This is a genomic window from Nocardioides albertanoniae (assembly GCF_006716315.1).
Lineage (GTDB): Bacteria > Actinomycetota > Actinomycetes > Propionibacteriales > Nocardioidaceae > Nocardioides > Nocardioides albertanoniae.
Genome location: NZ_VFOV01000001.1, coordinates 3,324,011 through 3,349,365, shown reverse-complemented (window position 1 = coordinate 3,349,365; position 25,355 = coordinate 3,324,011). Strand labels below are relative to the sequence as shown.

The following is a 25,355-nucleotide window of genomic DNA, read 5'->3' as shown; positions in this document are numbered from 1 at the left end:
AGCTGAACAGCCTCTGACGTTGGCCGGGTCGCAGTCGCGGCCCGGCCAACGTCTCGATCTGCTTCGATTATTTGAGAGAGTATGAACATGAGTAGCCCACGGGTTCGTCGGATCGCTGACCGGATCAAGGTCATCGTGGCGCAGATGCTGGAGCGACGGATCAAGGATCCGCGGATCGGCTTCGTCACCATCACGGATGTCCGGGTGACCGGCGACAGTCAGCAGGCGACGATCTTCTACACGGTGCTGGGGGCCGACTCCGAGGCCGAGCTCGCCGGCACCGCCGCCGCGCTCGAGTCGGCCAAGGGGCTGATCCGCTCCGAGGTCGCCAAGCAGCTCGGCACGCGCACCGCTCCGACGCTCGATTTCATCCACGACGCGCTGCCTGAGACGGCGCGCCACCTCGACGACGTGCTCGCGCGAGCGAAGGCGCAAGACGACGCGGTCGCGGCGGCTCGTGGTGAGACCTACGCGGGCGAGGCCGACCCCTACAAGAAGCCGCGCGCGGACGAGGACGACTGGGACGAGGACGACGAGGAGTGAGTGCGGCTCCTGCGAAGGCGCTCCCTGGGCTCGTCGTCGTCGACAAGCCTGCCGGGATCACCTCCCACGATGTCGTCGCGCGTGTCCGGCGCCTGGCCGGCACCCGCAAGGTCGGGCATGCGGGCACGTTGGACCCGATGGCCACCGGCGTACTCATCCTCGGGGTCGAACGTGCCACCCGGCTGCTGGGTCATCTGATGCTGACTGAGAAGTCCTACTCGGCGACGGTGCGGCTCGGGGTCTCCACGGCCACTGACGACGCCGAGGGTGAGGTCGTCGCGACCTCCTCGGCTGCCGGGATCGCCGCGGAGGACGTACGCAGCGCCTTCGCCGCGCAGGTCGGCGACATCCTCCAGGTGCCGACGGCCGTCTCTGCGATCAAGGTCGACGGCAAGCGGGCCTACCAACGTGTACGCGACGGGGAGCAGGTGGAGCTGAAGGCTCGACCGGTCACGGTCCACGAGCTCACCGTCGGCGAGATCCGTGAGGAGGGCGACGTCGTCGATGTCGACATCGACGTCCGCTGCTCTTCGGGCACCTATATCCGCGCGATCGCCCGTGATGTCGGCGAGGCTCTCGGTCTCGGCGGGCATCTGACCGCGCTGCGCCGCACGGCCGTCGGACCCTACGACCTCGACGTCGCCAGGACCCTCGACGAGCTGACCGACGACTTCGGCGTGCTGCCCCTGACCGATGCGGCTCGCGCCGCCTTCCCTGCGCTCGACCTCTCCGAGGAGCAGGCGCAAGCCGTGCGCTACGGCCGCAAGCTCGAGATCGCCCTCGACCAGATCACCGCCGTCTTCTCACCCGACGGTGAGTTCCTCGCCCTCTACGAGCCCATCAATCCCGAGCTCGCCAAGGCCACCGCCGTCTTCGTCGGCTGACCAGCCCACGCCGAGGAGTCACTCCCGCAGGTCGCGGAGTCACTCCCGCAGGTCGAGAGGTCGCTTCTGCAGGTCGAGTTGGCACGGCGGTGCCAACTCGACCTGCAGAGCTGACGCTTCGACCTGCAGAGCTGACGCTTCGACCTGCAGAGCTGACGCTTCGACCTGCAGAGCTGACGCTTCGACCTGCAGAGCTGACGCTTCGACCTGCAGAGCTGACGCTTCGACCTGCAGAGCTGACGCTTCGACCTGCAGAGCTGACGCTTCGGCCTGCAGGGGTGACTCCTCGGCGGAGGTGGGTCAGTGCAGGCGTACGGTCTCGACGAGGTCGGCTCGGATCTGGGCGTCGGTCCAGGGGAAGTCGACCCACTTCTCCTCGGAGAAGAGGCGGGTCTGGTCGCTGGACCAGGGTGAGGCGGGGTTCTCGTGCTGGCCGTAGGTCAGGATCGTGCGGGGCTCGGCGCCGTGGGGGCCGAAGGAGACGGCCTGGATGTGGGAGGAGCCGTAGGTGATCGGCCGGGCGTGGTCGAGGTTCTGCGCCGGGTTGCGGGAGGCGAGGGCGTTGGCGTTGCCGGCCAGATCGCCGTTGCCGCCGCCGAGCGGCAGCGGGGGAGCACCGCGGTCGCCGGCGACCTGATAGTCGCCCCAGGGCGAGTCGATCGGCAGACCGGTGGCTTCGACGGCGGCGATGGCGTCCTTCATCGCCTTGATGGTGCTCGGTGTCGTACGCAGGCCGCGCGGGGTGTTGAGCGGGTCGTCGGCGTCGAACGGCACCCGCCACAGCTGCAGCCCGCTCGGAGCCCGCTGCACGAACTCGGTGAAGATCGCGGTGCCGACCGAGGTCGCGTCCGAGCGGCCGTCCCAGCGGGCGAGCACGCCGCACGCCTCCTTCTCGCCGGTGAACCGGCAGACCCGGTCGAGCGCGCCGTCGGCCTTCATCACCTCCGCGGCACGCTGCCGGTTGTCGTATTCGTGACCCGCCAGCGAGTCGGGCGTCTCGACACCGTGGGCGGCGAGCTGGTCGGTGACGTAGCCCGCCACCATCTGCGTACGCATCGTCCGCTCGCATCGCTCGCAGCCGATGATCGCGGGATAGCCCTCGAGGCGCGCCTTCGGGTTGGGCAGCCAGTGGGAGTCGTTGGCGTTCATGACCCAGTCGCGACGCTGCACGTCGGGAAGATGCTCCGGCCCGAAGATGCCGGGCCGTTGCGCCGCCTCGTCGGAGCCCCAGGCGCAGGAGTGACCGGCGCGGTTGCCGTCGAGCCCGGGCAGGCCGGCGACGGTGTCGAGGAGACGCCCGACGACCGTCATGCAGCGTGAGGCGAGCTGGTCGGTGACGTGCGGCACGACCGAGTGGTCGGCGTAGAGCGCGTCGCCGTGGCGGTCGGCGGCGATCGTGTTGACCCACGGCACCCCGCCGCCCGCGTCCTGCCGTTCGAGAAGGTCGCCGGCCGAGGAGGCGCCACCCATGCCGAGGAAGGTGTCGATGGTGCGCAGGTGCTCGGCGTTGGCGTCGCGGATCGCCCAGAAGCTCTGCGGCCCCCACGCCATCAGCTGCGAGGGGGAGTCGACCACATAGCCCTCGGGCGTGCGGTAGAGGTCTTCGGTGACGGTCGAGGTGCCCGAGGCGGTCTTGACCTCGACCTCCACCTCACGCCGCTCGGCCTTCCGGACGCCGTCAGGAGTGAGATAGCGGGTGCCCGGCCCGAGGGTCGTGTATTCATAGGGCGTGAACCGGTAGGCGGTGGAGACCGTGTGGCTCCAGGCGACATCGTCGTTCCAGCCGATGTTGACCGCGGGCGAGCCGATCAGCGAGGCGCCGGCGACGTCATACTCACCGGGGATCGTCAGGTGCTGCTGGGTGAAGCGGTAGCGGCCCTGCCACGGGAAGTGCGGGTTGCCGAGCAGCATCCCGCGACCGGTCGAGCTGGACTCACCGCCGATCGCGGTCGCGTTCGACCCGAAGTCGCTCTCGGGGTCGCGGCCCAACGAGGCCAGCAGCGCCTGCTTGTCCACCTTCGCGGCGGCGGCCGGCACCTCGGCGGCCGTGGTGGGAAGCGAGGGCAGGCCCAGGGCGCCGGGGAGATCGGGCAGCCCGGGGTCGGTCAACGACGGGGGAGAGGCCTGGTTGATCTCGCTCACGAACTGACCCGCCGAGGCGATCAGGTTGGCGAGATAGACGCCGTACCAGACGTCGGTCTCGGTCGCGTCGGGCTTGATGTAGGGCGCGTCGGCGCAGGCCGGGTCGGTGATCTCGTGCGTACGCAGCCACTCGTTGACCCCCGCCGCGTAGCCGCGCACCATCTCCCGCGCCCGCGCGGACGGTCCGGCGGGGGAGTCGAGCAGCTTCTCCACGACCTGGCGGTTGTGGAGGTCACCGACGAGCACGTCGGAGTCGAGGTTGGTCGTGGTCTTGGAGACCCTGTCGTCGTAGGTCTTCTCAGCGCCGAGCCAGCGCGAGCGCTCCCCGCGGGCGCTGAGCAGAATGTCGGCCAGCGTGCAGGTCGCCTCGCCGGCGGTCGCCCAGCCGCTGCCGTAACCGAGCGATCCCCAGTCTCCGGCGGTGATGTGCGGGATCCCGTGCTCGGTGATCCGCACGGTCGCGTCGTAGGCCGGCGGACCGGGGTCCGCGACGGCGGCCGGGGCGCTGAGCACACCCCCGAGGAGCACCAGCGGGGCGAGGGACCTGGTGGCTCTGCGTACGAGGCTGTCCATGCCGTGCTAACGAGCGTGCGGTAGAACACGTTACTGCTGTGTTATCTGGCGGCCCGGATCCAGGGATCGGGAGGCCGGATGGATATTCTGGCGGGGTGTTCTGGAGAAGTCTGAGCGAGGTGCCGGCCGGTCTCGGCCGCACCTGCGTGGTGGTCGGCAACTTCGACGGCGTCCATCTCGGTCACCAGCATGTGCTGCGCCGCGGCCGAGAGGTCGCCGACGCCGACGAGCTCGCTCTGGTCGCGGTCACCTTCGATCCGCACCCGATGGCCGTGCTGCGCCCCGAGCACGCCCCTGGTGTGCTCACCACGATGCAGGAGCGGGCCGAGCTGCTGCTCGCGGCCGGCGCCGACGCCGTGCTGGCGCTGCCCTTCGACATGGAGATGGCCAACTGGTCGCCCGACGACTTCGCCCAGCGGGTGCTCGTCGACGCCCTGCACGCGCAGGCGTGCGTGGTGGGCGCCAACTTCCGCTACGGATGCAAGGCCGCCGGCGACGTCGCCGAACTGGCCGCCTACGGCCAGGCCCACGACTTCTCCGTCGAGGGCATCCCCCTCGACGGAGGGCCGCAGGTGTGGTCCTCGACCTACATCCGTACGTGCCTGGCCAGCGGCGACGTCACCGGAGCCGCCGAGGCGCTGGGCCGCCCCTACTCGGTGCGCGGGGTCGTCGTGAAGGGCGACCAGCGCGGCCGGGAGCTCGGCTTCCCGACGGCCAACGTGCCCGCCGACTCGATGACCGCGGTGCCGCCCGACGGCGTCTATGCGGGCTGGCTGACGCAGTGTGCCACCGGGGAGCGGCTGCCTGCGGCCATCTCGGTCGGCACCAACCCCACCTTCGAGGGTGTCGTCGGTCGCCGGGTCGAGTCGTACGTGCTCGACCGCGACGACCTCGAGCTCTACGGAGTGGAGGTCGAGGTGGCGTTCGTGGAGCGACTGCGCGGCATGGTCGCCTTCGAGGGCATCGAGGCGCTCGTCGACCAGATGCACGACGACGTGCGGCAGGCGCGCGAGATCTTGAGGACCGAGCAGTAACCCGGGTGGTCTGTCGGCCCGGGCCCGGGTGCGGTTGAATGGCCGGTCATGGATCCCCATTCCACCCCCACATCCGTCTACGAGGCCGAGGTCGAGGCAGACCGTCGCCCCCGCGGTGGCATCCCTGCGCTGCTCAACGCGGTCCTCGTCACCGGCGGTCTCTGGACCCTGCAGATCATGTCGGGATCGGCACCACTGTCGACCTGGGCCGAGAAGAACGCCGCCGACTCAGGCGGCTGGGCCGCCACGCTGCTCGGTGACCGGCTCGCCTACTTCGGCGACAGCCCGCTCGGCGACCTCTTCTCCGGGGAGACCGTGGTGCACACCGCGATCCTCTCCGTCACCGTCTTCTTCGCCACCTGGCTGATCACCTGGCTCGCCACCGTCGGCATCCGGCCGCGCGCCTTCTTCCCGGTGCTCCTCGGCTGCTGGCTCGCCGCCATCGTGGCCACCGGCGGCGGCCAGGTCACAGAAGGTCTCTACTCCTACTTCAGCGACGGCAGGTCCGGCTCGTTGCTGGCCTCGCTCGACGACGTGCTCGCCTCGGGCGCCGCCTACGGGCTGACGTACGGATGGGCGATCGGTCTTCTGATCGCGCTGATCTGGCTGGCGGTGCCGGGCAAGACCGTCCCGGTGCAGGAATACACGCCGATGTCGTCGCTGATCCACGGTGGGCCTGCCGACGGTCCCGGTGGTGACCCTCGCGGCTACGGTCAGCAGCTGCGCGCGAGCGGTTCCGCGCCGGTCACGCAGACGGGCATCGTGCCCGTCTCGCCTTCGGGGCGACCCGCCCAGCCTGTCCAGGTGCGCACCTTCACCGGCCCCGCCCGCAGCCAAGCCCTCGGCTCCGGGCCCGCGGGCGACACGGCGGCTTGGAAGAATTTCGTACGCGACGTGCGCGGGCAGTCCTAGCTCGGGCAGTCCTGGCCCAGCCGGTCCCGGACCGGCTCCTCGGAGGAGTCGGTCACCGGCTCGCCTCTCGGCGGAGTCGAAGGTTTTCGACGCCGCGCGGTGTAATGCTCTGGCTAGTAGTGCGCATTGCGTAGTAGTGTGCCAAGCATGGATACCACCCAGCTGCTCAAAGGGGTGCTCGACCTGACCGTTCTGGCCGTCGTGGACGGCGAGGATGCCTACGGCTACGAAATCGTCCGCAAGCTCCGCGACAATGGGCTCACGGACGTGGGAGAGGCGTCGGTCTACGGCACCCTGCGGCGGCTGTATGCCGTGGGTGCCCTGACGTCCTACGTCGTGCCGTCGGAGTCGGGTCCGCACCGCAAGTACTACGGCATCACGCCTGCCGGACAAGGCCAGCTCAAGCGACAGAGCGAGGACTGGTCCCACTTCTCCAACACCGTCACCGAGATCCTTCAAGGGGCAAACGCATGAGTGACCGCAAGCGAGCCACCCACGAGAACATCGTGCCGTCGCGTCCGTCTTCGGGCGCCCGCGCAACGGAGGTGAAGGCATGACGGCAACAGACGCAGAGGCCAACGTCGCACCCGAGGTGCGGCTCTTCCTGGCTCAGGTGCGCCGCGAGCTCGTCGATCTCGATCCCGAGGCGCTCAGCGACATCACCGACGGGCTCGAGGCCGACTTCGGCGAGCTGGTCGAGGAGCGTGGTCCGGAAGCCCTCGGCGACCCGGTCGAGTACGCCCGGGAGCTCCGCGCCGCGGCCGGCATCCCCGTGCGTACCAAGGCGCCTCGGGGCCTTGGGGCGCGGGTCGACGGGCTCCTGGACGCCGGGCATGCCCGCTTCGACACGGTGGTCGCCAGGTCCGGTGAGCTGCTGCGTACGGACCTGCGGCCTGCGGTCGCCTGGTTGCGACCGCTGTGGTGGTTCGTCCGGGCGTGGGCCGTGGCCTGGGCTGTCAACGAGCCCCTCGGGTGGACGATGGGAGATGCGCTCGGGCTGGTCACCCTCGTCGTCGCCGTTGCCGTCAGCATGTTGATCGGCATCGGCCGGATCTGGCCGGGTGGTGAGCGCGGGACGCGTGCCCGCGTCGGGCTCCTCGTCCTGAACCTGGCCGCGGTCCTCCTGCTGTTCGTCGCCTGGGCCTCCTCGGAGATCGGGGGATCGGAGTACGACCGGGGCTGGAGCGATGGCTACAGCGAGGCGGGCGGCGTGGCCACCGACGGCGCGCCGGTCGCCGAGGGGGCTGGGACCTACTCCGACGGCAGGTGGGTGACCAACATCTATCCGTACGACGCCTCGGGCAAGCCGCTCACCGGCGTCCAGCTCTTCGACCAGGACGGGAAGCCGATCGACCTGGCTGCACAGCCCGACTGCGGCTCGGCGGACACCGAGCCGCTACCGCCCACCGTGCCCAGTGAGGACGGGGCCTCCGAGGTGTGCCTGGACGAGAACACGGGCGAGCCGGTGCAGACGCGGGTCGTCTACCCGTGGGCGAACGGTGAGGCGGAGCTCTACAACGTGTTCCCGCTGCCCAGCCGTATGCAGGCCGGCACGAAGGTGGACCCGAACGCGTTCGAGACCGACAACGCTCCGGCGATCCAGGATCCGCCGCTGGAGACCGCGCCGAAGGCTTCCCTGCCGGAGGCTGAGGCGGGTTCGCCTGGTGCTTCGCCCAGCGCTTCACCCAGCGCTTCGCCAGGTGCTGCCGAGAACCCGTGAGCGCCCGGATGCAACCGAATCCGGTCTCGGAGCGTCGAACCCTGTGGCGGAAGAGTCGAGGGGGAGCGATGAAATACTGGTGGAGGTTGCGCCGGCTGGTGGCGCGGCTCGTGATCGAGGCTTGATCCGGCGGCGATTCGGGGGGTATGCGGGCTCGCTGTTAATCTTCTCGGGTTGTCGGCCCATGGGGGTCGGTGACTCATGCCGTGAAACGGCCGCGGATCAAGAGTGCCCCGGTGAACAGGCCCGGGCGCGCCGCGCAACGAACAGGCCCACGGGCCGGAAGGGAGCCTTCGCATGGCAGTAGGAACTGACGCGGAGACCAAGAAGAAGATCATCGCCGAGCACGCCACCACCGAGGGTGACACCGGCTCGCCGGAGGTGCAGATCGCGCTGCTCACGCACCGCATCTCGCACCTGACCGAGCACCTCAAGGGGCACAAGCACGACCACCACAGCCGTCGTGGTCTGCTGCTGCTCGTCGGCCAGCGCCGCCGCCTTCTCAACTACCTTCAGAAGAAGGACATCGAGCGTTACCGCTCGATCATCGAGAAGCTCGGCCTCCGTCGCTGAACTGGATCTCGACGCGTACGCAACGGGCCGTCTCCCTTCGGGGAGGCGGCCCGTTCGCATTTCTCCGCGGGCACCGACCCGCAGATAATCTAACTACAGTGAGTTACTCATGTTAATCTCGGGGGTATGACGTCCCCAGGTCTGAACCGACGCACCTTCCTGACCACCGCCGCGCTCGGCGCGGCTGCGGTCGGCACCACCCAGGCCGGCGCGTCGGTGACGTCCCGCGCCGCCGCGGGCGCTCCGGCCATCCTCAAGCCGCTGCCGGCGGAGCGGTTCATCGACTACGGCACCAACGCCGAGACCCGCTGGGACTCGGTCGACCCGCGCCGCTACCTGACGCCGCAGGCCGACCTGTTCGTGCGCAACCACACCGCCACCCCGCAGATCGACCCCGCTGCGTACGAGCTCAAGATCTTCGGCGACGGCCTGCGCGACCCCGCCGGTGCGAGCCTCTCCCTGGACGACATCAAGGCCTTCCGTCACGTCGAGACGACCTCCGTCCACGAGTGCACCGGCAACGGCCGCAGCTTCTTCACCACCCAGCAGGGTCAGGAGGTCAGCGGCACCGCGTGGACGCTCGGGGCTGTCGGGGCGGTCCGCTGGAAGGGCGTACGCCTCGAGGACGTGCTCACTGCCGTGGGCATCCGCCAGGACGCGGTCTCCGTGCAGGCCGCCGGGCTCGACGCGAGCTACGTGGACAAGGGGGTCGACCACGGCCGGGTGCGGCGCCCGTTCCCCGTCGAGAAGGCCTACGACGACGCCCTGCTGGTGTGGGGCGCCAACGGCGAGGACCTGCTGCCCGACCACGGCTACCCGCTGCGACTGCTGCTGCCCGGCTGGATCGGCATCGCGAGCATCAAGTGGCTCGGCTCGCTGGAGGTGTCCACGAGCGTGCTGACCTCGCCGTGGGACACGAAGTGGTACAACGTCGACGGCCCGCTCACGGTCAACCCGGTCCGCTCCGCGCTCGAGCTGGAGTGGGGCGCCGAGATCCCGGCCAGGGACCGGATCGTGCTGACCGGCCGCTCGTGGTCCGGCAAGGCTCCGATCACCCGCGTCGAGGTCAGCACCGACGGGGGAGCGACCTGGAAGGCCGCGATCCAGCACGCTCCGGGGCGGCCGACCGGCGGTCACGGGCTCGGCTGGGCGCAGTGGGCCCACACCTGGCGTGACCCCGAGCCGGGGGCGTACGAGATCCTCGTCCGGGCCACCGACCGTGCCGGTCGCACCCAGCCCGACGTCGCCGCCCACAACCCCGGCGGCTACTTCTTCGACGCCGTCGTACGCCACCCGGTCACCGTGGTCTGAACGCGGGTCCTAGCCGGTGGGTCGGTGTCACTCGACGAACGGCAGCATGTGTCCCTGGCAGAGCCAACATCGACGGTCCGGCGTCGCCTCGACGTCGTCGCTGGTGCGGAGATAGCAGTGCATACAGCCGAGGGCTCCGCACTGCTCGCACTCGAAACCCTGCCCCGCTCGCTCCACATCGCTGGACACCAAGAGGTAGCTGGCAGTCATCGGGCCGTCCACGCTCAATCCAGGATCGCCCATCGGGAGCACCGTGTATCCACAGTGGGCGCAGTCGGTCTGTGAGTAGACCGGCTCGGGTAGCGGCGTGCGCTCGGCGATCTCGATGAACGAGCCGTTCTGCTCCTCGAATATCCACACCAGATCTCGGCCGATGTTGCCCTCCGGGGTCTCGCCGATGAGGTAGACCCGCTCGTCACGTACGTCGCAGCCCCGCAAGACGTCGAGCGCGCTGCTCCTGGAGGGGAACTTCTCGACGACATAGGTGCCGCTGGAGTTGCTCTCCGTCCGGAGGGGCACGCGGTGGGCGTAGCCCGGAGGCCAGGAGATGCGGAACTGTTTGCGTGCGAAGGCACGAGCGCCGCTGGAGCCGGCTTGATCCCGTCGTGATCGTCTCCCGACAACGACGAGGGCCGCCAGGGCGAGGGCTACGATGATGAGCACAAGAGCGGTCGTCATGGTCAGCTCCAGGGGTTGATGGTCCGCGGGAGGACCGCAGGTGGCCCGTGTAGAGCCGTCGTACTGTCGCGGACTGCCGCGCGTGTTCTACGTTTCGGCCTGTTCGAGGCTAGGGTGGAACCGAGTGCTACGTCCACCGTGACTGCGCGCTCGACAAGAAATCACAAGGAGCGTCCCGCCCGACCGGCTCGGTCCTCGGTAGTGACTCCCAGGTCTTGTTCATTCGGTCCTGAGGGTCTCGATCGAAGACCGGCCCCGTGCGCAACGCGCGCACATGCCCGGCGCGGGGGCGCTCCGAGACCTAGACAAGGACGAATCCTTGACTGAACCAGTCATCACTGCCGTCGAGACGACCATCGACAACGGCAAGTTCGGCACCCGCACCGTGAAGTTCGAGACCGGGCTGCTCGCCCGCCAGGCCGCCGGTTCGGTGACGGCCTACCTCGACGACGAGACGATGCTGCTCTCGGCGACCACCGCCGGCAAGACCCCGAAGGACCACTTCGACTTCTTCCCGCTCACGATCGACGTCGAGGAGCGGATGTACGCCGCGGGCAAGATCCCCGGCTCCTTCTTCCGCTCCGAGGGTCGCCCGGGGGAGGACGCGATCCTCACCTGCCGCCTGATCGACCGCCCGCTGCGCCCGACCTTCAAGAAGGGTCTGCGCAACGAGGTCCAGGTCGTCATCACGGTGATGGCGCTCGACCCCGACCAGCCCTACGACGTGCTCGCGATCAACGCCGCGTCGATGTCGACCCAGCTCTCCGGCCTGCCGTTCTCCGGCCCGGTCGGCGGCGTGCGCGTCGCTCTGATCGAGGGCCAGTGGGTGGCGTTCCCGACCCACAGCCAGCTCGAGAACGCCGTCTTCGACATGGTCGTCGCCGGTCGCGTCACCGACACCGGTGACGTCGCCATCATGATGGTCGAGGCCGAGGCGACCGAGGTCGCCTGGGGTCTGGTCCAGTCCGGCACCCAGGCGCCCAACGAGGCGATCGTGGCCAGCGGTCTCGACGCCGCCAAGCCGTTCATCAAGCAGCTCGTCGAGGCTCAGGCCGAGCTGGCCAAGCAGGCCGCCAAGCCGGTCCAGGACTTCCCGATCTTCCTCGACTTCCAAGACGACGTCTACGAGGCCGTCGTCGCGGCCGCCGGTGCCGACGTCACCGACCTCTACACCGTCGGCGGCAAGCGCGAGCGCACCCTGGGCAAGCAGGAGCGTGACGAGGAGGCCGACCGCATCAAGGCCGCCCTGCTCGAGAAGGTCGGCCCGCAGTTCGAGGGCCGCGAGGGCGAGATCGGCGCGGCGTACCGTGCCCTGACCAAGCAGGCCGTGCGCGAGCAGGTCCTGCGCGACAAGGTCCGCATCGACGGTCGCGGCCTGGCCGACATCCGTCCGCTGCACGCCGAGGTCGGCGTGATCCCGCGGGTCCACGGTTCGGCTCTGTTCGAGCGCGGCGAGACCCAGATCTTGGGCGTCACCACCCTCGACATGCTCAAGATGGAGCAGCAGCTCGACACGCTCTCCCCGGAGAAGCACCGTCGCTACATGCACAAGTACGTCTTCCCGCCGTTCTCCACCGGCGAGACCGGCCGCGTGGGCTCGCCCAAGCGCCGCGAGGTCGGCCACGGCGCCCTGGCGCGCCGCGCCCTCCTGCCGGTGCTGCCCGACCGCGAGGAGTTCCCCTACGCGATCCGCCAGCTCTCCGAGGCCATGGGCTCCAACGGCTCCACCTCGATGGGCTCGGTCTGCGCCTCGACCATGTCGCTGCTGCAGGCCGGTGTCCCGCTGAAGGCTCCGGTCGCCGGCATCGCGATGGGCCTGATCTCCGGTGAGATCGACGGCGAGACGAAGTACGTCGCGATCACCGACATCCTCGGTGCCGAGGACGCCTTCGGCGACATGGACTTCAAGGTCGCCGGCACCTCGGAGTTCGTCACCGCGCTCCAGCTCGACACCAAGCTCGACGGCATCCCGGCCGAGGTCCTCGCGCAGGCCCTCAACCAGGCCAAGGACGCCCGCCTCTCGATCCTCGAGGTCATGGGCGAGGCGATCTCGGCTCCGGACGAGATGGCTCCGACCGCTCCGCGGATCATCACCGTGAAGGTCCCTGTCGACAAGATCGGCGAGGTCATCGGCCCGAAGGGCAAGGTGATCAACCAGATCCAGGAGGACACCGGCGCCCAGATCTCCATCGAGGACGACGGCACGGTGCTCATCGGCGCGACCGACGGCAACGCCGCCGAGGCCGCCCGTGCGGCGGTCAACGCGATCGCCAACCCGACCATGCCCGAGGTCGGCGAGCGCTACCTCGGCACCGTCGTGAAGACGACCAACTTCGGCGCCTTCGTCGCCCTGCTCCCGGGCAAGGACGGTCTGCTCCACATCACCAAGCTGCGCGCCCTCAACGGTGGCAAGCGTGTGGAGTCGGTCGAGGACGTCGTGGAGGTCGGCCAGAAGATCCAGGTCGAGATCGCCGAGATCGACGACCGCGGCAAGCTCTCGCTGGCCCCGGTGCTCGAGGAGGAGGCCTCCGAGGAGACCGCCACCGAGGCGCCTGTCGAGGCCGCAGACGAGGAGTGACCTTGGCGTCACGCAACACCCAGGGGACCGGTCGGCAAGAAATTGCCGGCCGGTCCTCCGGCTATGACCAGGAAGCCGGCACCACGGTCACCCTCGAGCAGACCGAGGTCAACGGCGCCGTCACCTCGCTGGTGCGTCGCACGGTCCACCCCTCCGGGCTGCGGATCGTGACCGAGCAGATGGCCGGCGTACGCTCCGCGGCGATCGGCGTCTTCATCGGTGTCGGCTCCCGCGACGAGACCGAGCCGCAGCACGGCTGCTCGCACTTCCTCGAGCACCTGCTGTTCAAGGGCACCCCGTCGCGTACGGCGCTGGAGATCTCCAACTCGATGGACCGCGTCGGCGGTGAGTTCAACGCCTACACCGCCAAGGAGTACACCTGCTTCCACGCGCGCGTGCTCGACGCCGACCTGCCGCTCGCGGTCGACGTCGTGGGCGACATGGTGACCTCCTCGCTCCTGACCGCCGACGACGTCGAGGCCGAGCGTGATGTGATCCTCGACGAGATCGCCATGCACGACGACGATCCCGACGACGTGATCCACAACCTCGTCGCCGAGCAGGCCTGGGGTGCGACCACCCCGCTCGGGCGCGGCATCGCCGGCACCGAGGCGTCGATCTCGGCGCTCGACCGTGAGTCGATCCACGGCTTCTACCGGGAGCACTACGTCGCACCACGGATGGTCGTCTCGGTGGCAGGTAACCTCGACCACGACACGGTCGTGACGATGGTGGAGAAAGCGTTCGGCGGATCCGGTTTCCTCGATGCTCGCGCCGCTCCGCGGCCACCGCGCGACGGCGAGCCGCTGGGGGTCGCTCCCGGGGAGGTCAGCACGCAGCGTCCGTTGGAGCAGGTCAACCTGATCGTGGCACGTGAGGGCCTGCGTCGCGGCGACGAGCGGCGCTTCGCCTTCGAGGTCGTCAACACCGCTGTCGGCGGCTCGACCTCGTCGCGGCTCTTCCAGGAGATCCGTGAGCACCGGGGCCTGGCCTACTCGGTCTTCTCCTACGCCTACAGCCACGCCGAGACCGGCCTCTTCGGGGTCCAGGTCGGCGCGCTGCCGTCCAAGGTCGAAGAGGTCCTCGAGGTCGTACGCTCCGAGCTGGCCGCTGTCGCCCGCGACGGCATCACCGCGGATGAGATCGAGCTCGCCAAGGGCCAGCTCCGCGGCGGCCTCGTGCTCGGCCTGGAGGACTCCGCCGCCCGGATGTCCCGCATCGGCCGCGCCGAGCTGGTCCACCGTGAGCTCTACTCGATCGACGAGGTCCTCGAGCGCATCGACGCCGTCACCGCCGAGGAGTGTCGCGAGATCGCCGCCGAGATCCTGACCCGGCCCGAGATCCTCGCTGTCGTGGGCCCCGCCTGACCAGCAGCCGAGTCGGCTCGTCCTGACCGAAACAGCAGCCGAGTCGGCGCGTTCTAACGCGCCGACTCGGCGTGTTTATCGGTCAGGACGAGCCGACTCCGCGCTTCGCGCGGGCACTCCTTCGCTCGGCGCGAGCGGACGAGCAAGCTCGCCGCTCGACCTCGCTCCAGTCGTCTCGGCGTGGGCGGGTCAGCGCTTGCCGATGATGCCGACGGCGGCGGGGACCTTGGAGTCCACGATGCTCACCCGGAATCCGCCGTCGGCGAGGGCCTTGCTGGCCTTCTCGATGATCTCGGGGACCTGCTCGCGCTGGGTCGCCTCGTAGAAGAGGTTGACCGTGCCGCCGGGGAGGACGCGCTCGTGGAGGAGCGCGATCTCGGCGGACGCGTCGCGCACCCAGAAGAGGTTGACGTTGAACGCGAAGACCTTCGTGAGCCGCTTGACCGGGACCCGCAAGGTTGCGAGGTCGATCTGGCGGACCGTGAGGCGTCCAGCCTCCAGGTATTTCGCGCAGCGTCGCTTGGTGCGATCGACGCCCGATTCCGAGCGGTCGATCGCGAACATCTTTCCGGTCTCCAGCCGGCTACAGATCAGCTCGGCACCAGCCCCTGGACCACAGCCGACTTCGAGGACGTGGTCATTCGGCTGAATGTCCATGAAGTCAACGGCCCAACGGATCCGAGCAGGGATCGTCTGCACCACCATGGGGCCAAGACTGCCAGATAGCTCTACGGTTCTGCTCACAGCCCTCGCCGGACAGTGTTCACCAGATGGTGGTAGTTCGTGCTCCGAGCGTGGTCTATAGGGTTGGCGCCATGACGAAAGTTGCTGTTCTCGGCGCGCGTGGCAAGCTCGGATCGGCGGTCTGCGAGGCCGTCGAGTCGGCGGACGACCTCGAGCTGGTCGCAAGGATCGGTCGCGGCGACGAGCTGTCGGCGATCACCGACGCCGGTGCCGAGGTGGCCGTCGACGTCACCAGCCTCGAGGCGGTCATGGACAACGCGGAGTTCTGCCTGACCCACGGCGTGCACACCGTCATCGGCACCTCGGGGTTCGGCCCCGACCGTGTCGCGCAGCTCGAGAAGTGGCTGGCGGCAGCCCCGGGCGTCGGCGCGATGGTCGTGCCCAACTTCTCGGTGGGAGCGGTGCTGATGATGCGGTTCGCCGAGCTCGCCGCCGCGCACTTCCCGTCGGTGGAGATCGTCGAGACCCACCACGAGCGGAAGGCGGACGCTCCCTCCGGCACCGCGCGCAGGACGGCGGAGCTCGTCGCGGCGGCGCGCCGCGAGGCAGGCGTCGCCGCAGCACCCGATGCCACGACCACCGCGTTGGACGGAGCTCGCGGCGCGGAGATCGACGGCATCCCCGTCCACTCGCTGCGGATGTCGGGCTCGGTGGCTCATCAGGAGGTCGTGCTCGGCGGCACCGGAGAGCTGTTGACGATCCGCCACGACTCCCTCTCCCACACCTCGTTCGCCCACGGCGCTCTCGCCGCGATCCGGGGCATCGGGTCGCGACCGGGGCTCACCGTCGGGCTCGACGAGGTGCTCGGTCTCTGACCGACGGCCGCTGACCTACGACGGGCAGAGCACCTCGCGCCCGGCGCGGTCCGACTTCGGCTCGCTCGGCGTCTGCCGGAGCATGCCGGCGTAGTCGGAGTGACGCAGCGGGCCGGAAGCGAGGTCGCCCGAGGGCAGCGGCATCTGCAGCGGCTCCTCGTCGAACTCCACCTCGACCTGGTCGACACCGGGGATGGAGGTGACGGTGAGCACGGCCTGGGCGGTGGCGAGCACGACCCTGCTGGCGGTGACCGTCTCCTCGTTGGTGATCCGCAGCCGGGCGGTGCGTCCGTCGAGCCTGTCGAGGCTCAGCCAGACCTCCGGGGGGAGCGCGGTGCCGAGCCCGGCACCGAGGTCGCTCTGCGAGGGGCCCTCGGCGAGCTGAGCGAGGATCGTGCGGGTCAGACCACCCCGGCCCTTGGTGCAGTAGCGTGCCGGCGCCCGAGGCACGAGCCGGTCGTGGGCGTCGACCCAGTAGAGCCGTGGTCCGCTGACCGTGTCGCTCGGTGGTCTGGACGGACCCGTGCTGGGGTCGTCGAGGAGGTTGTAGGGAATCTGGCTGCCTTCCACCTCCCGGGCCTGACCGCCGGTGGGTGCGCCACAGCCGCCAAGGCCCAGGACCAGAGCGAGCAGCAGCACCAGAGTGCGTACGGGAGGCGGTCTCATCGGTCGTCTCGATCCTGCGGCGATGCCAGTGCGGCGGCTGCTTTCGATGCTGGTGCCGGCTCCGGTGTCGACGCTGGCGCCGGTTCCGATGACGGAGGAGCAGGAACGTACGCCGGGAGGGAGAGCACGAAGTCGGCGCCGCCGGTGTCGGCCTGGCGACACCAGACCGAGCCGTCGTGCAGCAGGGCTGTCTGCGCGACGATGCTCAGCCCCAGGCCGCTGCCGGTGGTGGCACCGCGGGCACCGAGCCGGGCGAAGCGCTCGAAGATCCGCACCCGTTCAGCAGGAGGTACGCCCGGACCGGAGTCCTCGGCGTGGATCTCGAGGTAGCGGCCTCGCGAGATCGCCCGCAACGCGGTCAGGCCGCCGCCGTGGGTCTCCGCGTTGCGGATCAGGTTGGCCAGCGCCCGATGGAGCTGGAGCCGGTCGCCGTAGACCTCGAGCTCGGGCGCCGCCTCGGCCTCCAGCCCGGTCTTCCCGCTGTCGGCGAGCGCCTGGGCGAGCAGCTCGGCGACGCCCACGACCTCCCGCTCCGACTCCGGAGCGCCGGCGTCGAGCCTGCCCAGGGCGATGAGGTCCTCCAGTGCGTTGCGGAATCTCTCGAGCTCGGCGCCCATCAGCCGCACCGCCGTCGCCGAGCTCGGCGAGAGCTCCTTGGCCCCCTCGAGCACACCGATGCTAGTGGTGAGGGTGGCCACCGGCGTACGCAGCTCGTGGCTCACGTCGGCCGCGAACCGGGCGTCGTGGTCGAGCCTCTCGACGACGGTGTCGACCATGGTGTTGAACGAGCCGGTCAGCGTGGCGAGGTCGGGGTCGTCGGTGGCCTCGAGGCGGGTGTCGAGCTCGCCGGCCGAGATCCTGGCGGCCGCCAGCGCGACCTGGTTGAGAGGGCGGAGCACCCGCCTGGTGGCGTACCAGCCCAGCAGCCCGCCGGCGATCGTGGTCAGGGCTGCCGAGATCGCCAGCGCGTTGCCCATGGTGCGCAGCGTCTCGTCGAGCTCCTCGGCGTAGGTGACCTCGTAGTAGTCGGCTCCGACACCTCGCAGCGGGATGCCGACCACGACGGTCGGTCGGCCGCCGTTGCCGGCCCACGCCACCGCGACCGACCCCTTGGCGACCAGGTCGGCGACCTCGTCGGCGGCCGAATGGTCCTGCTCGGTGAGGTTGGAGGAGTACCACTGGCTGTCGTGGTGGACGTAGACGGTGGTGCGGCGTGGCTGGTCGATCTCGGCGAGCACGTCAGCGACGTTGACGCCTTCGGTGCGCAGCCGCTCCTTGGCCAGCGCCGCGTCGGTGAACGCCTGCCGCAGCGCGTTGCGTTCGCGCTGCTCGACCAGATAGTGACGCGTCGGCAGGTAGGTGCCGATCGCGAGGATGAGGCTGATCAGCAGGGCGCCGCCGGCGAAGGCCGTCACCACCGAGGCCCGCAGGCCGCGCCGGCGCAGTCTCATCGGGGGACCACCCGATAGCCGAGGCCGCGCACCGTGACCAGCACGCTCGCGTCGGGGTCCATCTTGATGCGCAGCCTGCTCATGTGCACGTCGACGACCCGCACGTCACCGTGGTGTCCGTCGGGCCAGACCTGGTCGAGCAGGTTGGTGCGCGACATCACCCGCCCGGCGTTGGTGACCAGGGCCAGCAGCACCTTGAACTCGGTGCTGGTCAGGTGGAGGTCCTCCTCGCCGCGGCGCAGCGTCGCGGCCGCGGGGTTGAAGACGAGGTCGTTGACCGAGTCGAGCACGATGCCCGTCGTCGTCGGGAACCCGCCCGGGTGAGGCGCCGTGGGCAGGTCGGGCCGGCGCAGCGCCGCCCGGATGCGCGCCCTGATCTCGGCCACGTCGAACGGCTTGCGCACGTAGTCGTCGGCGCCGGCCTCCAGCGCCGTGACCACGTCGCGGGCACCGTCACGCGCGCTGATCACGATGATCGGAGCGGCCGTCTGCGGGCGCACGTTGCGGATGAAGGTGAACCCGTCGATCCCGCCCAGCATCAGGTCGACGAGCATCACGTCGAACGGCTCGGCGGCGTCGAGCTCCTGCGCCTTCTCGGCGTCGTCGGCCTCCCCGACGACGAACCCCTCCTGCTCGAGGAAGAGCCGCAGCGACGTACGCAGCCCGTAGTCGTCCTCGAGGAGGAGCACTCGTTTCGACGCCTGTTGCACGCCCGAATCGTCTCACTCGATCCGGCCGGATCCACGCCGTCGCGGGCAGGCGGGCGAAACCGTCATGAAACTGCAAAGAAACTGCGAAGGGCCCTCCACACTCGTTGGGCATTGTCTGCAGTGTGCGCAGAGCCATCCCCACTCACAACACTCACCCGTCAGGGGATGGCTCTCGCACGACCAGCGGACGCAGCCGCGGCTCGGTCTACTATCCGCGCGAAGACTGCGTGGTGGTGCCGCTCTCGGACGGCACCGGCCGCGAGGCGCTCCACGACCTGCGCTGGCGCATCGACGAGATGCTCGCCGACAGCCCGCGTGCGGTCGTCGTCGAGGTCTCCGGCCTCACCCGGCTCTCCTCGGCCACGATCGCCGCCCTGCTGTGGGCCAAGCGCCGCTGCACGACGCGCGGTGTGGGCCTGCTGCTCACCGATCCCGACAACGCCCTGGCCGGTCAGCTGCACCGTGCCGGGCTCCACACGGTCTGGGACATCCAGGCCGGGGCAACCCCACCCCTGAAAGGCCCCCGAGCATGAGTCTCCACCCTGTCGCCGATGTCGCCGGCACTCCGACCGCCGAGCTGCTCACCCCGGAGGAGGCGATGGCTCAGGTGCACGCCTGGACCACGTCGAGGGTCGTCGGCAAGCACGCCGCGAGCATGCTGGAGGTGCTGGCCGCGCTCGGGGTGCACGTGGCCGGCGCCGACGCACCCGCCGAGATCCTGATCAAGCTGGCCTGGCGTACGCCGACGTGTGTCGAGCTGACCACGGCCTGGACGCTCGGCGCCTTCCTGCCGCGCCCGCCAGAGGCGTACGTCGCCGACCGGCTCAGCGACCTGGCGACCTCATGGACCTTCGCCAGGACGGCCAACGGCGCCAAGCTGGTCTGCCTGGTCGAGGACGACGCCTGAGATCAGCGTGAGCCCGGCCGGGCCGGGCCTCAGCGGTAGCTGTCGGGCAGCTTGGTGCCGATCTTGACCTGCGGCTTGGGCAGGCGCAGGGGCCGGATCTGGATGGCCCGCATGATCGCGTAGTAGGTGGTGCCCTTGAGGTCGTTGTCGGGGAAGCGGCGCTTGAGCTCCTTGCGGAGGAGGAAGCGCATCGCGACCAGGTTGACGATCACCGTGGCCATCACGACGAGGGTGAACAGCTGGGAGTACATCGCCAGCTCCATGCTGATGTAGGGCACGACCAGCGCGATGATCAGCACCGGCAGCACGATCTCGGCAAAGGTGAACCGGGAGTCGACCCAGTCGCGGATGAAGCGCCTGACCGGGCCCTTGTCGCGCGGCGGCAGGTAACGCTCGTCGCCGGTCTTCATCGCGTTGCGCATCTTGTCGCCCTGCTCGACGCGGCGCGAGCGGTTGGCGGCGTTGATCTCCTTGCGGGTGCGCGCCGGCTTGAGCCGCGCCTTGCGCGCCGCCTCGGCCTCCTTGCGTGAAGGAGTGGGCCGGTTCTTGCCCTCGGCCTTGCTGGGCGTCTCGGGCTCGATGACCTGCTGGCTGGCGGAAGACTTGCGACCGAACAACGAAGGGACCTCTTACGTATCTGCTGAGGCGGAGCCCGAAGCCCGAGGGCGCCGGCGCGGGGGCCAGGCCCGGGCGAACGACTTCGCCGGGATGCGTACAGGATATCTGTCAACTGTGAGACACGCCGCATCGAGCAACTCCAAAGGATCCTGACCGCGAGTTTTGTGGACCCGGCCTAAGGTGAGAGGCAACACTTGACCTAGGACGACATGAGTCCAGCGGCAAGCGATGACGCGGGGTCGGCCGGCGGTCGGCTGCATATGAGAGGCGTAAAGGGAACCGATGAGTGTGATGAAGCGGCTGAGCCTGGTCTTCAAGGCGAAGGCAAACAAGGCGCTCGACAAGGCCGAGGACCCACGGGAAGTGCTCGACTACAGCTACCAGAAGCAGCTTCAGATGCTGCAGCAGGTGCGCCGCGGCGTCGCGGACGTCGCGACCAGCCGCAAGCGTGTCGAGCTGCAGATCAACGGGCTCAACCAGCAGTCCGAGAAGCTCACTCAGCAGGCCCAGAAGGCCATCGAGATGAACCGCGAGGATCTCGCCCGCGAGGCACTGACCCGCAAGTCCGGTCTCACCCAGCAGGTGAACGACCTCAACACCCAGCTCGCTACGCTCCAGGGTGAGGAGGAGAAGCTCACCCTCGCCCAGCAGCGGCTGCAGGCGAAGGTGGAGTCCTTCCGCACCAAGAAGGAGACCATCAAGGCGACCTACACCGCCGCCGAGGCGCAGACCCGCATCAACGAGGCCGTCTCCGGCATCGGTGAGGAGATGGGCGACGTCGGCATGGCGATGCAGCGTGCCGAGGACAAGACCCTCGAGATGCAGGCCCGCGCGGGTGCCGTCGACGAGCTGCTCTCCTCGGGTGCTCTCGACGACCTGACCGCCGGTCCCAGCGACGACATCACTCGTCAGCTCGACGCGCTGAGCTCCACCAATGACGTCGAGGCCGAGCTGGCCGCGCTCAAGGGCCTCAGCGCCCCGCAGAAGACCCAGGCGCTGCCCGAGGCCGACTCCTCGGTCATCGACGTCCCCTCGAACGAGAAGCAGGCAGAGCAGTGATCGTTCGCATCCTGGGCGAGGGCCAGTACGACATCGACGAAGCCGGCCTCGAGAAGCTCAACGACCTCGACGCCGCCGTCGAGAGTGCCTGCAAGGGCACCGACGAAGCCGTCTTCGACTCGGCGCTCGCCGCGCTGCTCGACGGGGTGCGCGCTCTCGGCGTGCAGCACCCGGTCGACGCGATCGACTCCTCCGACCTGATCCTGCCGGGTCCTGGATCCACCCTCGCCGAGGTCTCGGAGATGCTCGGCGACGACGGTCTCATCCCCGGTTAGACAGACCCCGATGTCACGTTTCCAGGGGGACTCCGGACTGACGGTCCGGATGACCTCGGTGATGTTCCTGCTCGGCGCGCTGTTCGTCGGGCTCGTGGTGGCCCTGATGTTCGTGATGCCCCCGCAGTGGGCACCGGTCATCGCCGTCATCGGGCTCGGCGTCGCGTGGTGGCAGTGGTATTCCTCCGACAAGCTAGCCATGCGCGCCATGGGTGCGCAGGAGGTCTCCGCGCAGGACGCACCCGAGCTGCACGCGATGATCGACCGGCTGTGCACCCTGGCCGACATGCCGAAGCCGCGGGTGGGCATCGCCTACACCGACATGCCCAACGCGTTCGCCACCGGTCGCTCGCCGAAGCGGGCGGTGGTCGTGGTGACCACCGGCATCATGCAGCGTCTCAGCGCTGAAGAGCTCGAGGGCGTGATCGCCCACGAGCTCTCCCACGTCGCCCACCGTGACGTGCTGGTCATGACGGTGGCCTCCTCGGCCGGCATCATGGCCGGGATGCTCTCGCGTGGGTCTCAGTACGGTGCGTACGCCGGGGTCGGCCGTCGCGGCAACAACAACAGCAACGGCATCCCGGTGTGGCTGGTGGTGCTGCTGGTCTCCCTGGCCGTCTACGCGGTCTCGTGGCTGCTGCTGCGGATGCTGTCTCGCTACCGCGAGCTGGCCGCCGACCGTGCCGGCGCGCAGCTGACCATGAAGCCTGGCGCACTGGCCAGCGCGCTGCAGAAGATCACCGGCGAGATCTCCTCGATCCCGAGCAAGGACCTGCGCTCCTCGCAGGCGATGAACGCGTTCTTCATCGCCCCCGCGGTCAGCGGCCAGTCGCTGCGTACGCTGACCTCGACGCACCCCTCTCTGGAGCAGCGTCTGGAGCAGCTGGCCCGCATCGAGTCCGAGCTCGGCAGGCCGACACAGTAAGGTCACGGTCCGTGGGATTCTGGGACGTCATCACCGGTCGTACGCGGCCCAAGCAGGCCAACCTCGACTCGCTGTTCGCGGTGCCGACCGCCGCGATCACGATGCAGACCTCGCTCGGCCTGGTGCCGACCGGCGACGGTGCGGTCTGCTACCGGGCAGCGTCGGGGGCAGGGTTCGCAGGCACGCAGAACGATGTCGTGCAGCTGCTGGGCACCTCCGAGGGGGCGCCGCAGGTGAGCACCAACGTCGACGAGTTCGGGTTCACCTGGCTCGGCGTCGACCACGAGCCGCTCGACCCGGCCAACCCCGACATCACCGGACTGGTCACCGACCTCCATGCCGTCAACACCACGTTGGAGATGAACGGGTTCGGCCCCGGTCTGCTCTGCTCGCTGATCGCCTTCAAGGGCGCCGACGGGCGCAGCGCCGCCCTGATCTACCTCTACAAGCAGGGCACGTTCTACCCGTTCGCGCCCACCGGACCCGAGCAGCGCGACAACCTGCTCGAGATCAACATCCGCGGTGCGATCGAGAGCGACCTGCCGGTCGAGAAGGATCTCTCCCGCTGGCTCGCCGTCTGGGGTGCCCCGGGGCTGTAGGCGCGCCACAGGATCCTCACAGCGGCCACACAGCATCGACGCGCATGATGGAGCCATGACCGCTGGATCCCACGACCTCACCCGCGCCGACGGCTCGCCCCTGCGGGTGCTGGTCGTCGACGACGAGGTGAACATCGCTGAGCTGGTCGCGATGGCGCTGCGGTTCGAGGGCTGGTCGGTCACCATGGCCCACTCGGGGGTGAAGGCGGTCAGCGCGGCCAAGGAGACGACACCCGACGCGATCGTGCTCGACTGGATGCTGCCCGACTTCGACGGGCTGGAGGTGCTCCGCCGCGTACGCAGCACGGACCCGCACATTCCCGTTCTCTTCCTCACCGCGAAGGATGCCGTCGAGGACCGCGTCGCCGGGCTGACCGCGGGCGGTGACGACTACGTGATCAAGCCCTTCTCGCTCGAGGAGCTGGTCGCGCGCCTGCGCGGGCTGATGCGGCGCGCGGGCGCGACCCGGGTCGAGGAGCACTCGGTGATCCGGGTCGGCGACCTGAGCATGGACGAGGACTCGCGCGAGGTGCACCGGGCGGGGGAGGAGGTCACCCTCACCGCGACCGAGTTCGAGCTGCTCCGCTTCCTGATGCGCAACCCGCGCCGGGTGCTGTCGAAGGCGCAGATCCTCGACCGGGTCTGGTCCTACGACTTCGGTGGCCAGGCGAACGTCGTCGAGCTCTACATCTCCTATCTGCGCAAGAAGATCGACGCCGGGCGCGACCCGATGATCCACACGATGCGCGGAGCGGGCTACGTGCTGAGGGCCGTCGAGTGAGTGGATGGCTGAGGCGGCTGAGGCGGCTGGTCGCGCCGCTGATCTCGCGCCTGGTCATCACCGCGGTGGCCCTCGTGCTGGTGGTCTCGCTCCTGATCGCGACCTTCGCCACGCTCGCGCTGCGCGAGACGCTGATGGATCGTCTCGACCGCGACGTCGGGGAGATGTCGCGCCGCGTGGGCGGCCCCGGGCCCGCGCCCGCCGCGCCCGGCAACCGCATCGTCGTGCCGCCAGGAGCGGTGTGGGCGATCTTTCCCGAGACGAGCGATGCCCAGGGTGAGATCGGGAGCTTCGATCGCGAGGCCCGAGACGAGCTGGCCGACGAGGATCTCGAGGTGCTGCGAGACGTACGTGTCGACGCGCGCGTTCACGATGCCGACCTGCCCGGGCAAGGACGCTTTCGGGTCGTGGCTCAGGCGGTTGCCGTCGACCCGACGGGGGAGCGGGCCGTGCTCGTCATGGGGCTGCCGACCGACGAGGTCGAGAACACCATCGACAGCCTGGTCTTCTGGGAGGCGGCGCTGACGATCCTGGGTGTCCTCGCCGCCGCAGGGGCCGGCTATCTCGTCGTACGCCGCCAGCTGCGGCCGCTGCGAGAGGTGGCCGCGACGGCGCACACGGTGGCGGCGATGCCGTTGTCCTCGGGCGAGGTCGAGGTCGCCGAGCGGGTGCCCGCCCGGCTCACCGACGACGACACCGAGGTCGGCCAGGTCGGCGCCGCCCTCAACACGCTGCTCGACCATGTCGAGACCTCGTTGGCGCAGCGGCACCGCAACGAGCAGCAGGTGCGCCAGTTCGTCGCCGACGCCTCCCACGAGCTGCGCACCCCGCTCACCACGATCCGCGGCTACACCGAGCTGGCCCAGCAGCGTCCCGAGGCGGTGCCGACGGCGCTCGGCAAGGTGGAGGAGGAGTCGCTGCGGATGACCGCTCTGGTCGAGGATCTGCTCCTGCTCGCGCGCCTCGACCAGGGTCGCCCGCTCGCCCGTGACCCGGTCGACCTGACCCGGCTGCTCCTCGAAGCCGTCGACGACGCGCGCGTCGTCGACGCGTCTCGCACCTGGCGGCTCGAGCTCCCGCCCGGCGCTGATCCCGATGCCGCCGAGGTGATCGTGACCGGCGACGACCAGCGGCTCCACCAGGTGATCACCAACCTGCTCACCAACGAGCGCCGGCACACGCCCGCCGGCACCACCGTCACCGTCCGCGTACGCCCCGGCGGGTTCGACGTCCACGACGACGGCCCCGGGTTCCCTCCCGGCCTCGTGCCGCACGCCTTCGAACGGTTCACCCGCGCCGACGAGGCGCGCCAACGCGACGGCGGCGCCGGCCTCGGCCTGGCCCTGGTCCACGCCATCGTCACCTCCCACGGCGGCACCGTGACCCTCCGCAGCGTCCCGGGTGACGCGACCATCGCCGTACGCCTCCCCGTCTAGCGCCGAGGGGTCACTCCGGCAGGTCGAGAGGTCACTCCTGCAGGTCGAGGGGTC

The 25,355-nt window shown here is 69.6% G+C and carries 26 protein-coding genes; 19 read left to right on the top strand and 7 right to left on the bottom strand.

The genetic code is table 11. The features are described from left to right. The first annotated feature begins 81 nt into the window (after positions 1 to 81). Together rbfA and truB are read left to right on the top strand one after the other, a co-directional pair. A complete protein-coding gene (rbfA, locus tag FB381_RS16100) occupies positions 82 to 543 on the top strand; it encodes a 30S ribosome-binding factor RbfA (protein ID WP_211352458.1) in 462 nt (153 codons plus the stop codon). Then, a complete protein-coding gene (gene truB, locus FB381_RS16095) occupies positions 540 to 1,427 on the top strand; it encodes a tRNA pseudouridine(55) synthase TruB (RefSeq protein WP_141781219.1) in 888 nt (295 codons plus the stop codon). The genes rbfA and truB overlap by 4 nt, the downstream gene beginning before the upstream one ends. A gap of 300 nt (positions 1,428 to 1,727) precedes the next feature. Here truB and FB381_RS16090 read toward each other — a convergent pair whose 3' ends face one another. Further along, positions 1,728 to 4,142: a penicillin acylase family protein gene (locus tag FB381_RS16090; protein WP_141781218.1), complete on the bottom strand. Its 2,415-nt coding sequence runs from the start codon at positions 4,140 to 4,142 to the stop codon at positions 1,728 to 1,730. 95 nt (positions 4,143 to 4,237) lie between these two features. Between FB381_RS16090 and FB381_RS16085 the strand changes: the two genes are divergently transcribed. The 6 genes from FB381_RS16085 to FB381_RS16060 all read left to right on the top strand — a co-directional run bounded on the left by FB381_RS16085 (position 4,238) and on the right by FB381_RS16060 (position 9,692). Next, positions 4,238 to 5,176, top strand: a complete 939-nt coding sequence (locus FB381_RS16085) for a bifunctional riboflavin kinase/FAD synthetase (RefSeq protein WP_246088152.1) — start codon at positions 4,238 to 4,240, stop codon at positions 5,174 to 5,176. Between the two features lie 48 nt (positions 5,177 to 5,224). Beyond that, on the top strand, positions 5,225 to 6,088 hold the full coding sequence (locus FB381_RS16080; protein ID WP_141781217.1) for a hypothetical protein: 864 nt from the start codon (positions 5,225 to 5,227) through the stop codon (positions 6,086 to 6,088). A gap of 147 nt (positions 6,089 to 6,235) precedes the next feature. Then, positions 6,236 to 6,562: a PadR family transcriptional regulator gene (locus FB381_RS16075; RefSeq protein WP_141781216.1), complete on the top strand. Its 327-nt coding sequence runs from the start codon at positions 6,236 to 6,238 to the stop codon at positions 6,560 to 6,562. A gap of 79 nt (positions 6,563 to 6,641) precedes the next feature. Then, on the top strand, positions 6,642 to 7,808 hold the full coding sequence (locus tag FB381_RS16070) for a DUF1700 domain-containing protein (RefSeq protein WP_141781215.1): 1,167 nt from the start codon (positions 6,642 to 6,644) through the stop codon (positions 7,806 to 7,808). 297 nt (positions 7,809 to 8,105) lie between these two features. Further along, the gene (rpsO, locus tag FB381_RS16065) at positions 8,106 to 8,381 is read left to right on the top strand and encodes a 30S ribosomal protein S15 (RefSeq protein ID WP_141781214.1); all 276 of its coding nucleotides are present in this window, start codon (positions 8,106 to 8,108) and stop codon (positions 8,379 to 8,381) included. A 126-nt stretch (positions 8,382 to 8,507) separates the two neighbouring features. Then, positions 8,508 to 9,692 carry a molybdopterin-dependent oxidoreductase gene (locus tag FB381_RS16060; RefSeq protein ID WP_141781213.1) on the top strand — a complete coding sequence of 395 codons (1,185 nt, stop codon included), beginning with the start codon at positions 8,508 to 8,510 and terminating at the stop codon, positions 9,690 to 9,692. A 27-nt stretch (positions 9,693 to 9,719) separates the two neighbouring features. On the opposite strand, the gene FB381_RS16055 is transcribed toward FB381_RS16060, so the two are convergent. Then, positions 9,720 to 10,370: a hypothetical protein gene (locus FB381_RS16055; RefSeq protein WP_141781212.1), complete on the bottom strand. Its 651-nt coding sequence runs from the start codon at positions 10,368 to 10,370 to the stop codon at positions 9,720 to 9,722. Positions 10,371 to 10,689: 319 nt separating this feature from the next. Between FB381_RS16055 and FB381_RS16050 the strand changes: the two genes are divergently transcribed. Together FB381_RS16050 and FB381_RS16045 are read left to right on the top strand one after the other, a co-directional pair. Then, a complete protein-coding gene (locus tag FB381_RS16050; RefSeq protein ID WP_141781211.1) occupies positions 10,690 to 12,948 on the top strand; it encodes a polyribonucleotide nucleotidyltransferase in 2,259 nt (752 codons plus the stop codon). Continuing rightward, a complete protein-coding gene (locus FB381_RS16045) occupies positions 12,945 to 14,315 on the top strand; it encodes a M16 family metallopeptidase (protein WP_425465452.1) in 1,371 nt (456 codons plus the stop codon). The genes FB381_RS16050 and FB381_RS16045 overlap by 4 nt, the downstream gene beginning before the upstream one ends. A 189-nt stretch (positions 14,316 to 14,504) precedes the next feature. Here the strand turns inward: FB381_RS16045 and FB381_RS16040 are convergent, their stop codons facing one another. Continuing rightward, complete coding sequence (locus tag FB381_RS16040) at positions 14,505 to 14,972, bottom strand: class I SAM-dependent methyltransferase (protein WP_246088150.1); 468 nt, start codon at positions 14,970 to 14,972, stop codon at positions 14,505 to 14,507. Positions 14,973 to 15,130: 158 nt separating this feature from the next. Here FB381_RS16040 and dapB point away from each other — a divergent pair, with 158 nt between their 5' ends. Next, positions 15,131 to 15,874, top strand: a complete 744-nt coding sequence (dapB, locus tag FB381_RS16035; protein WP_141781209.1) for a 4-hydroxy-tetrahydrodipicolinate reductase — start codon at positions 15,131 to 15,133, stop codon at positions 15,872 to 15,874. Positions 15,875 to 15,889: 15 nt separating this feature from the next. Here the strand turns inward: dapB and FB381_RS16030 are convergent, their stop codons facing one another. The 3 genes from FB381_RS16030 to FB381_RS16020 are packed head-to-tail and all read right to left on the bottom strand — an operon-like array spanning position 15,890 to position 18,701. Continuing rightward, complete coding sequence (locus FB381_RS16030; RefSeq protein ID WP_141781208.1) at positions 15,890 to 16,540, bottom strand: GerMN domain-containing protein; 651 nt, start codon at positions 16,538 to 16,540, stop codon at positions 15,890 to 15,892. Then, entirely contained in the window at positions 16,537 to 17,991 is a 1,455-nt protein-coding gene (locus tag FB381_RS16025; RefSeq protein WP_141781207.1) for a sensor histidine kinase, read from the bottom strand. Before FB381_RS16025 ends, FB381_RS16030 begins: the two co-directional genes overlap by 4 nt. Continuing rightward, positions 17,988 to 18,701 carry a response regulator transcription factor gene (locus FB381_RS16020; RefSeq protein ID WP_141781206.1) on the bottom strand — a complete coding sequence of 238 codons (714 nt, stop codon included), beginning with the start codon at positions 18,699 to 18,701 and terminating at the stop codon, positions 17,988 to 17,990. The genes FB381_RS16025 and FB381_RS16020 overlap by 4 nt, the downstream gene beginning before the upstream one ends. Before the next feature lie 233 nt (positions 18,702 to 18,934). Here FB381_RS16020 and FB381_RS16015 point away from each other — a divergent pair, with 233 nt between their 5' ends. Further along, the gene (locus FB381_RS16015) at positions 18,935 to 19,234 is read left to right on the top strand and encodes an STAS domain-containing protein (protein WP_141781205.1); all 300 of its coding nucleotides are present in this window, start codon (positions 18,935 to 18,937) and stop codon (positions 19,232 to 19,234) included. Next, positions 19,231 to 19,608 carry a hypothetical protein gene (locus FB381_RS16010; protein WP_141781204.1) on the top strand — a complete coding sequence of 126 codons (378 nt, stop codon included), beginning with the start codon at positions 19,231 to 19,233 and terminating at the stop codon, positions 19,606 to 19,608. The genes FB381_RS16015 and FB381_RS16010 overlap by 4 nt, the downstream gene beginning before the upstream one ends. A 29-nt stretch (positions 19,609 to 19,637) precedes the next feature. Here FB381_RS16010 and FB381_RS16005 read toward each other — a convergent pair whose 3' ends face one another. Then, complete coding sequence (locus FB381_RS16005) at positions 19,638 to 20,225, bottom strand: DUF3043 domain-containing protein (RefSeq protein ID WP_141781203.1); 588 nt, start codon at positions 20,223 to 20,225, stop codon at positions 19,638 to 19,640. A 283-nt stretch (positions 20,226 to 20,508) separates the two neighbouring features. Between FB381_RS16005 and FB381_RS16000 the strand changes: the two genes are divergently transcribed. Genes FB381_RS16000 through FB381_RS15975 form a run of 6 tightly spaced genes read left to right on the top strand, consistent with a single transcriptional unit; the run spans position 20,509 to position 25,301 of the window. Then, on the top strand, positions 20,509 to 21,285 hold the full coding sequence (locus FB381_RS16000; RefSeq protein ID WP_141781202.1) for a PspA/IM30 family protein: 777 nt from the start codon (positions 20,509 to 20,511) through the stop codon (positions 21,283 to 21,285). Beyond that, entirely contained in the window at positions 21,282 to 21,560 is a 279-nt protein-coding gene (gene pspAA / locus FB381_RS15995) for a PspA-associated protein PspAA (protein WP_141781201.1), read from the top strand. Before FB381_RS16000 ends, pspAA begins: the two co-directional genes overlap by 4 nt. 10 nt (positions 21,561 to 21,570) lie before the next feature. After that, positions 21,571 to 22,485, top strand: a complete 915-nt coding sequence (htpX, locus tag FB381_RS15990) for a zinc metalloprotease HtpX (RefSeq protein WP_141781200.1) — start codon at positions 21,571 to 21,573, stop codon at positions 22,483 to 22,485. A gap of 11 nt (positions 22,486 to 22,496) precedes the next feature. After that, positions 22,497 to 23,084 (top strand): PspA-associated protein PspAB, encoded by a 588-nt coding sequence (pspAB, locus tag FB381_RS15985; RefSeq protein ID WP_141781199.1) that lies wholly within the window; start codon positions 22,497 to 22,499, stop codon positions 23,082 to 23,084. A gap of 55 nt (positions 23,085 to 23,139) precedes the next feature. Continuing rightward, positions 23,140 to 23,865: a response regulator transcription factor gene (locus tag FB381_RS15980; protein WP_141781198.1), complete on the top strand. Its 726-nt coding sequence runs from the start codon at positions 23,140 to 23,142 to the stop codon at positions 23,863 to 23,865. Next, positions 23,862 to 25,301 carry a sensor histidine kinase gene (locus FB381_RS15975; protein ID WP_246088149.1) on the top strand — a complete coding sequence of 480 codons (1,440 nt, stop codon included), beginning with the start codon at positions 23,862 to 23,864 and terminating at the stop codon, positions 25,299 to 25,301. The genes FB381_RS15980 and FB381_RS15975 overlap by 4 nt, the downstream gene beginning before the upstream one ends. Positions 25,302 to 25,355 lie beyond the last annotated feature (54 nt).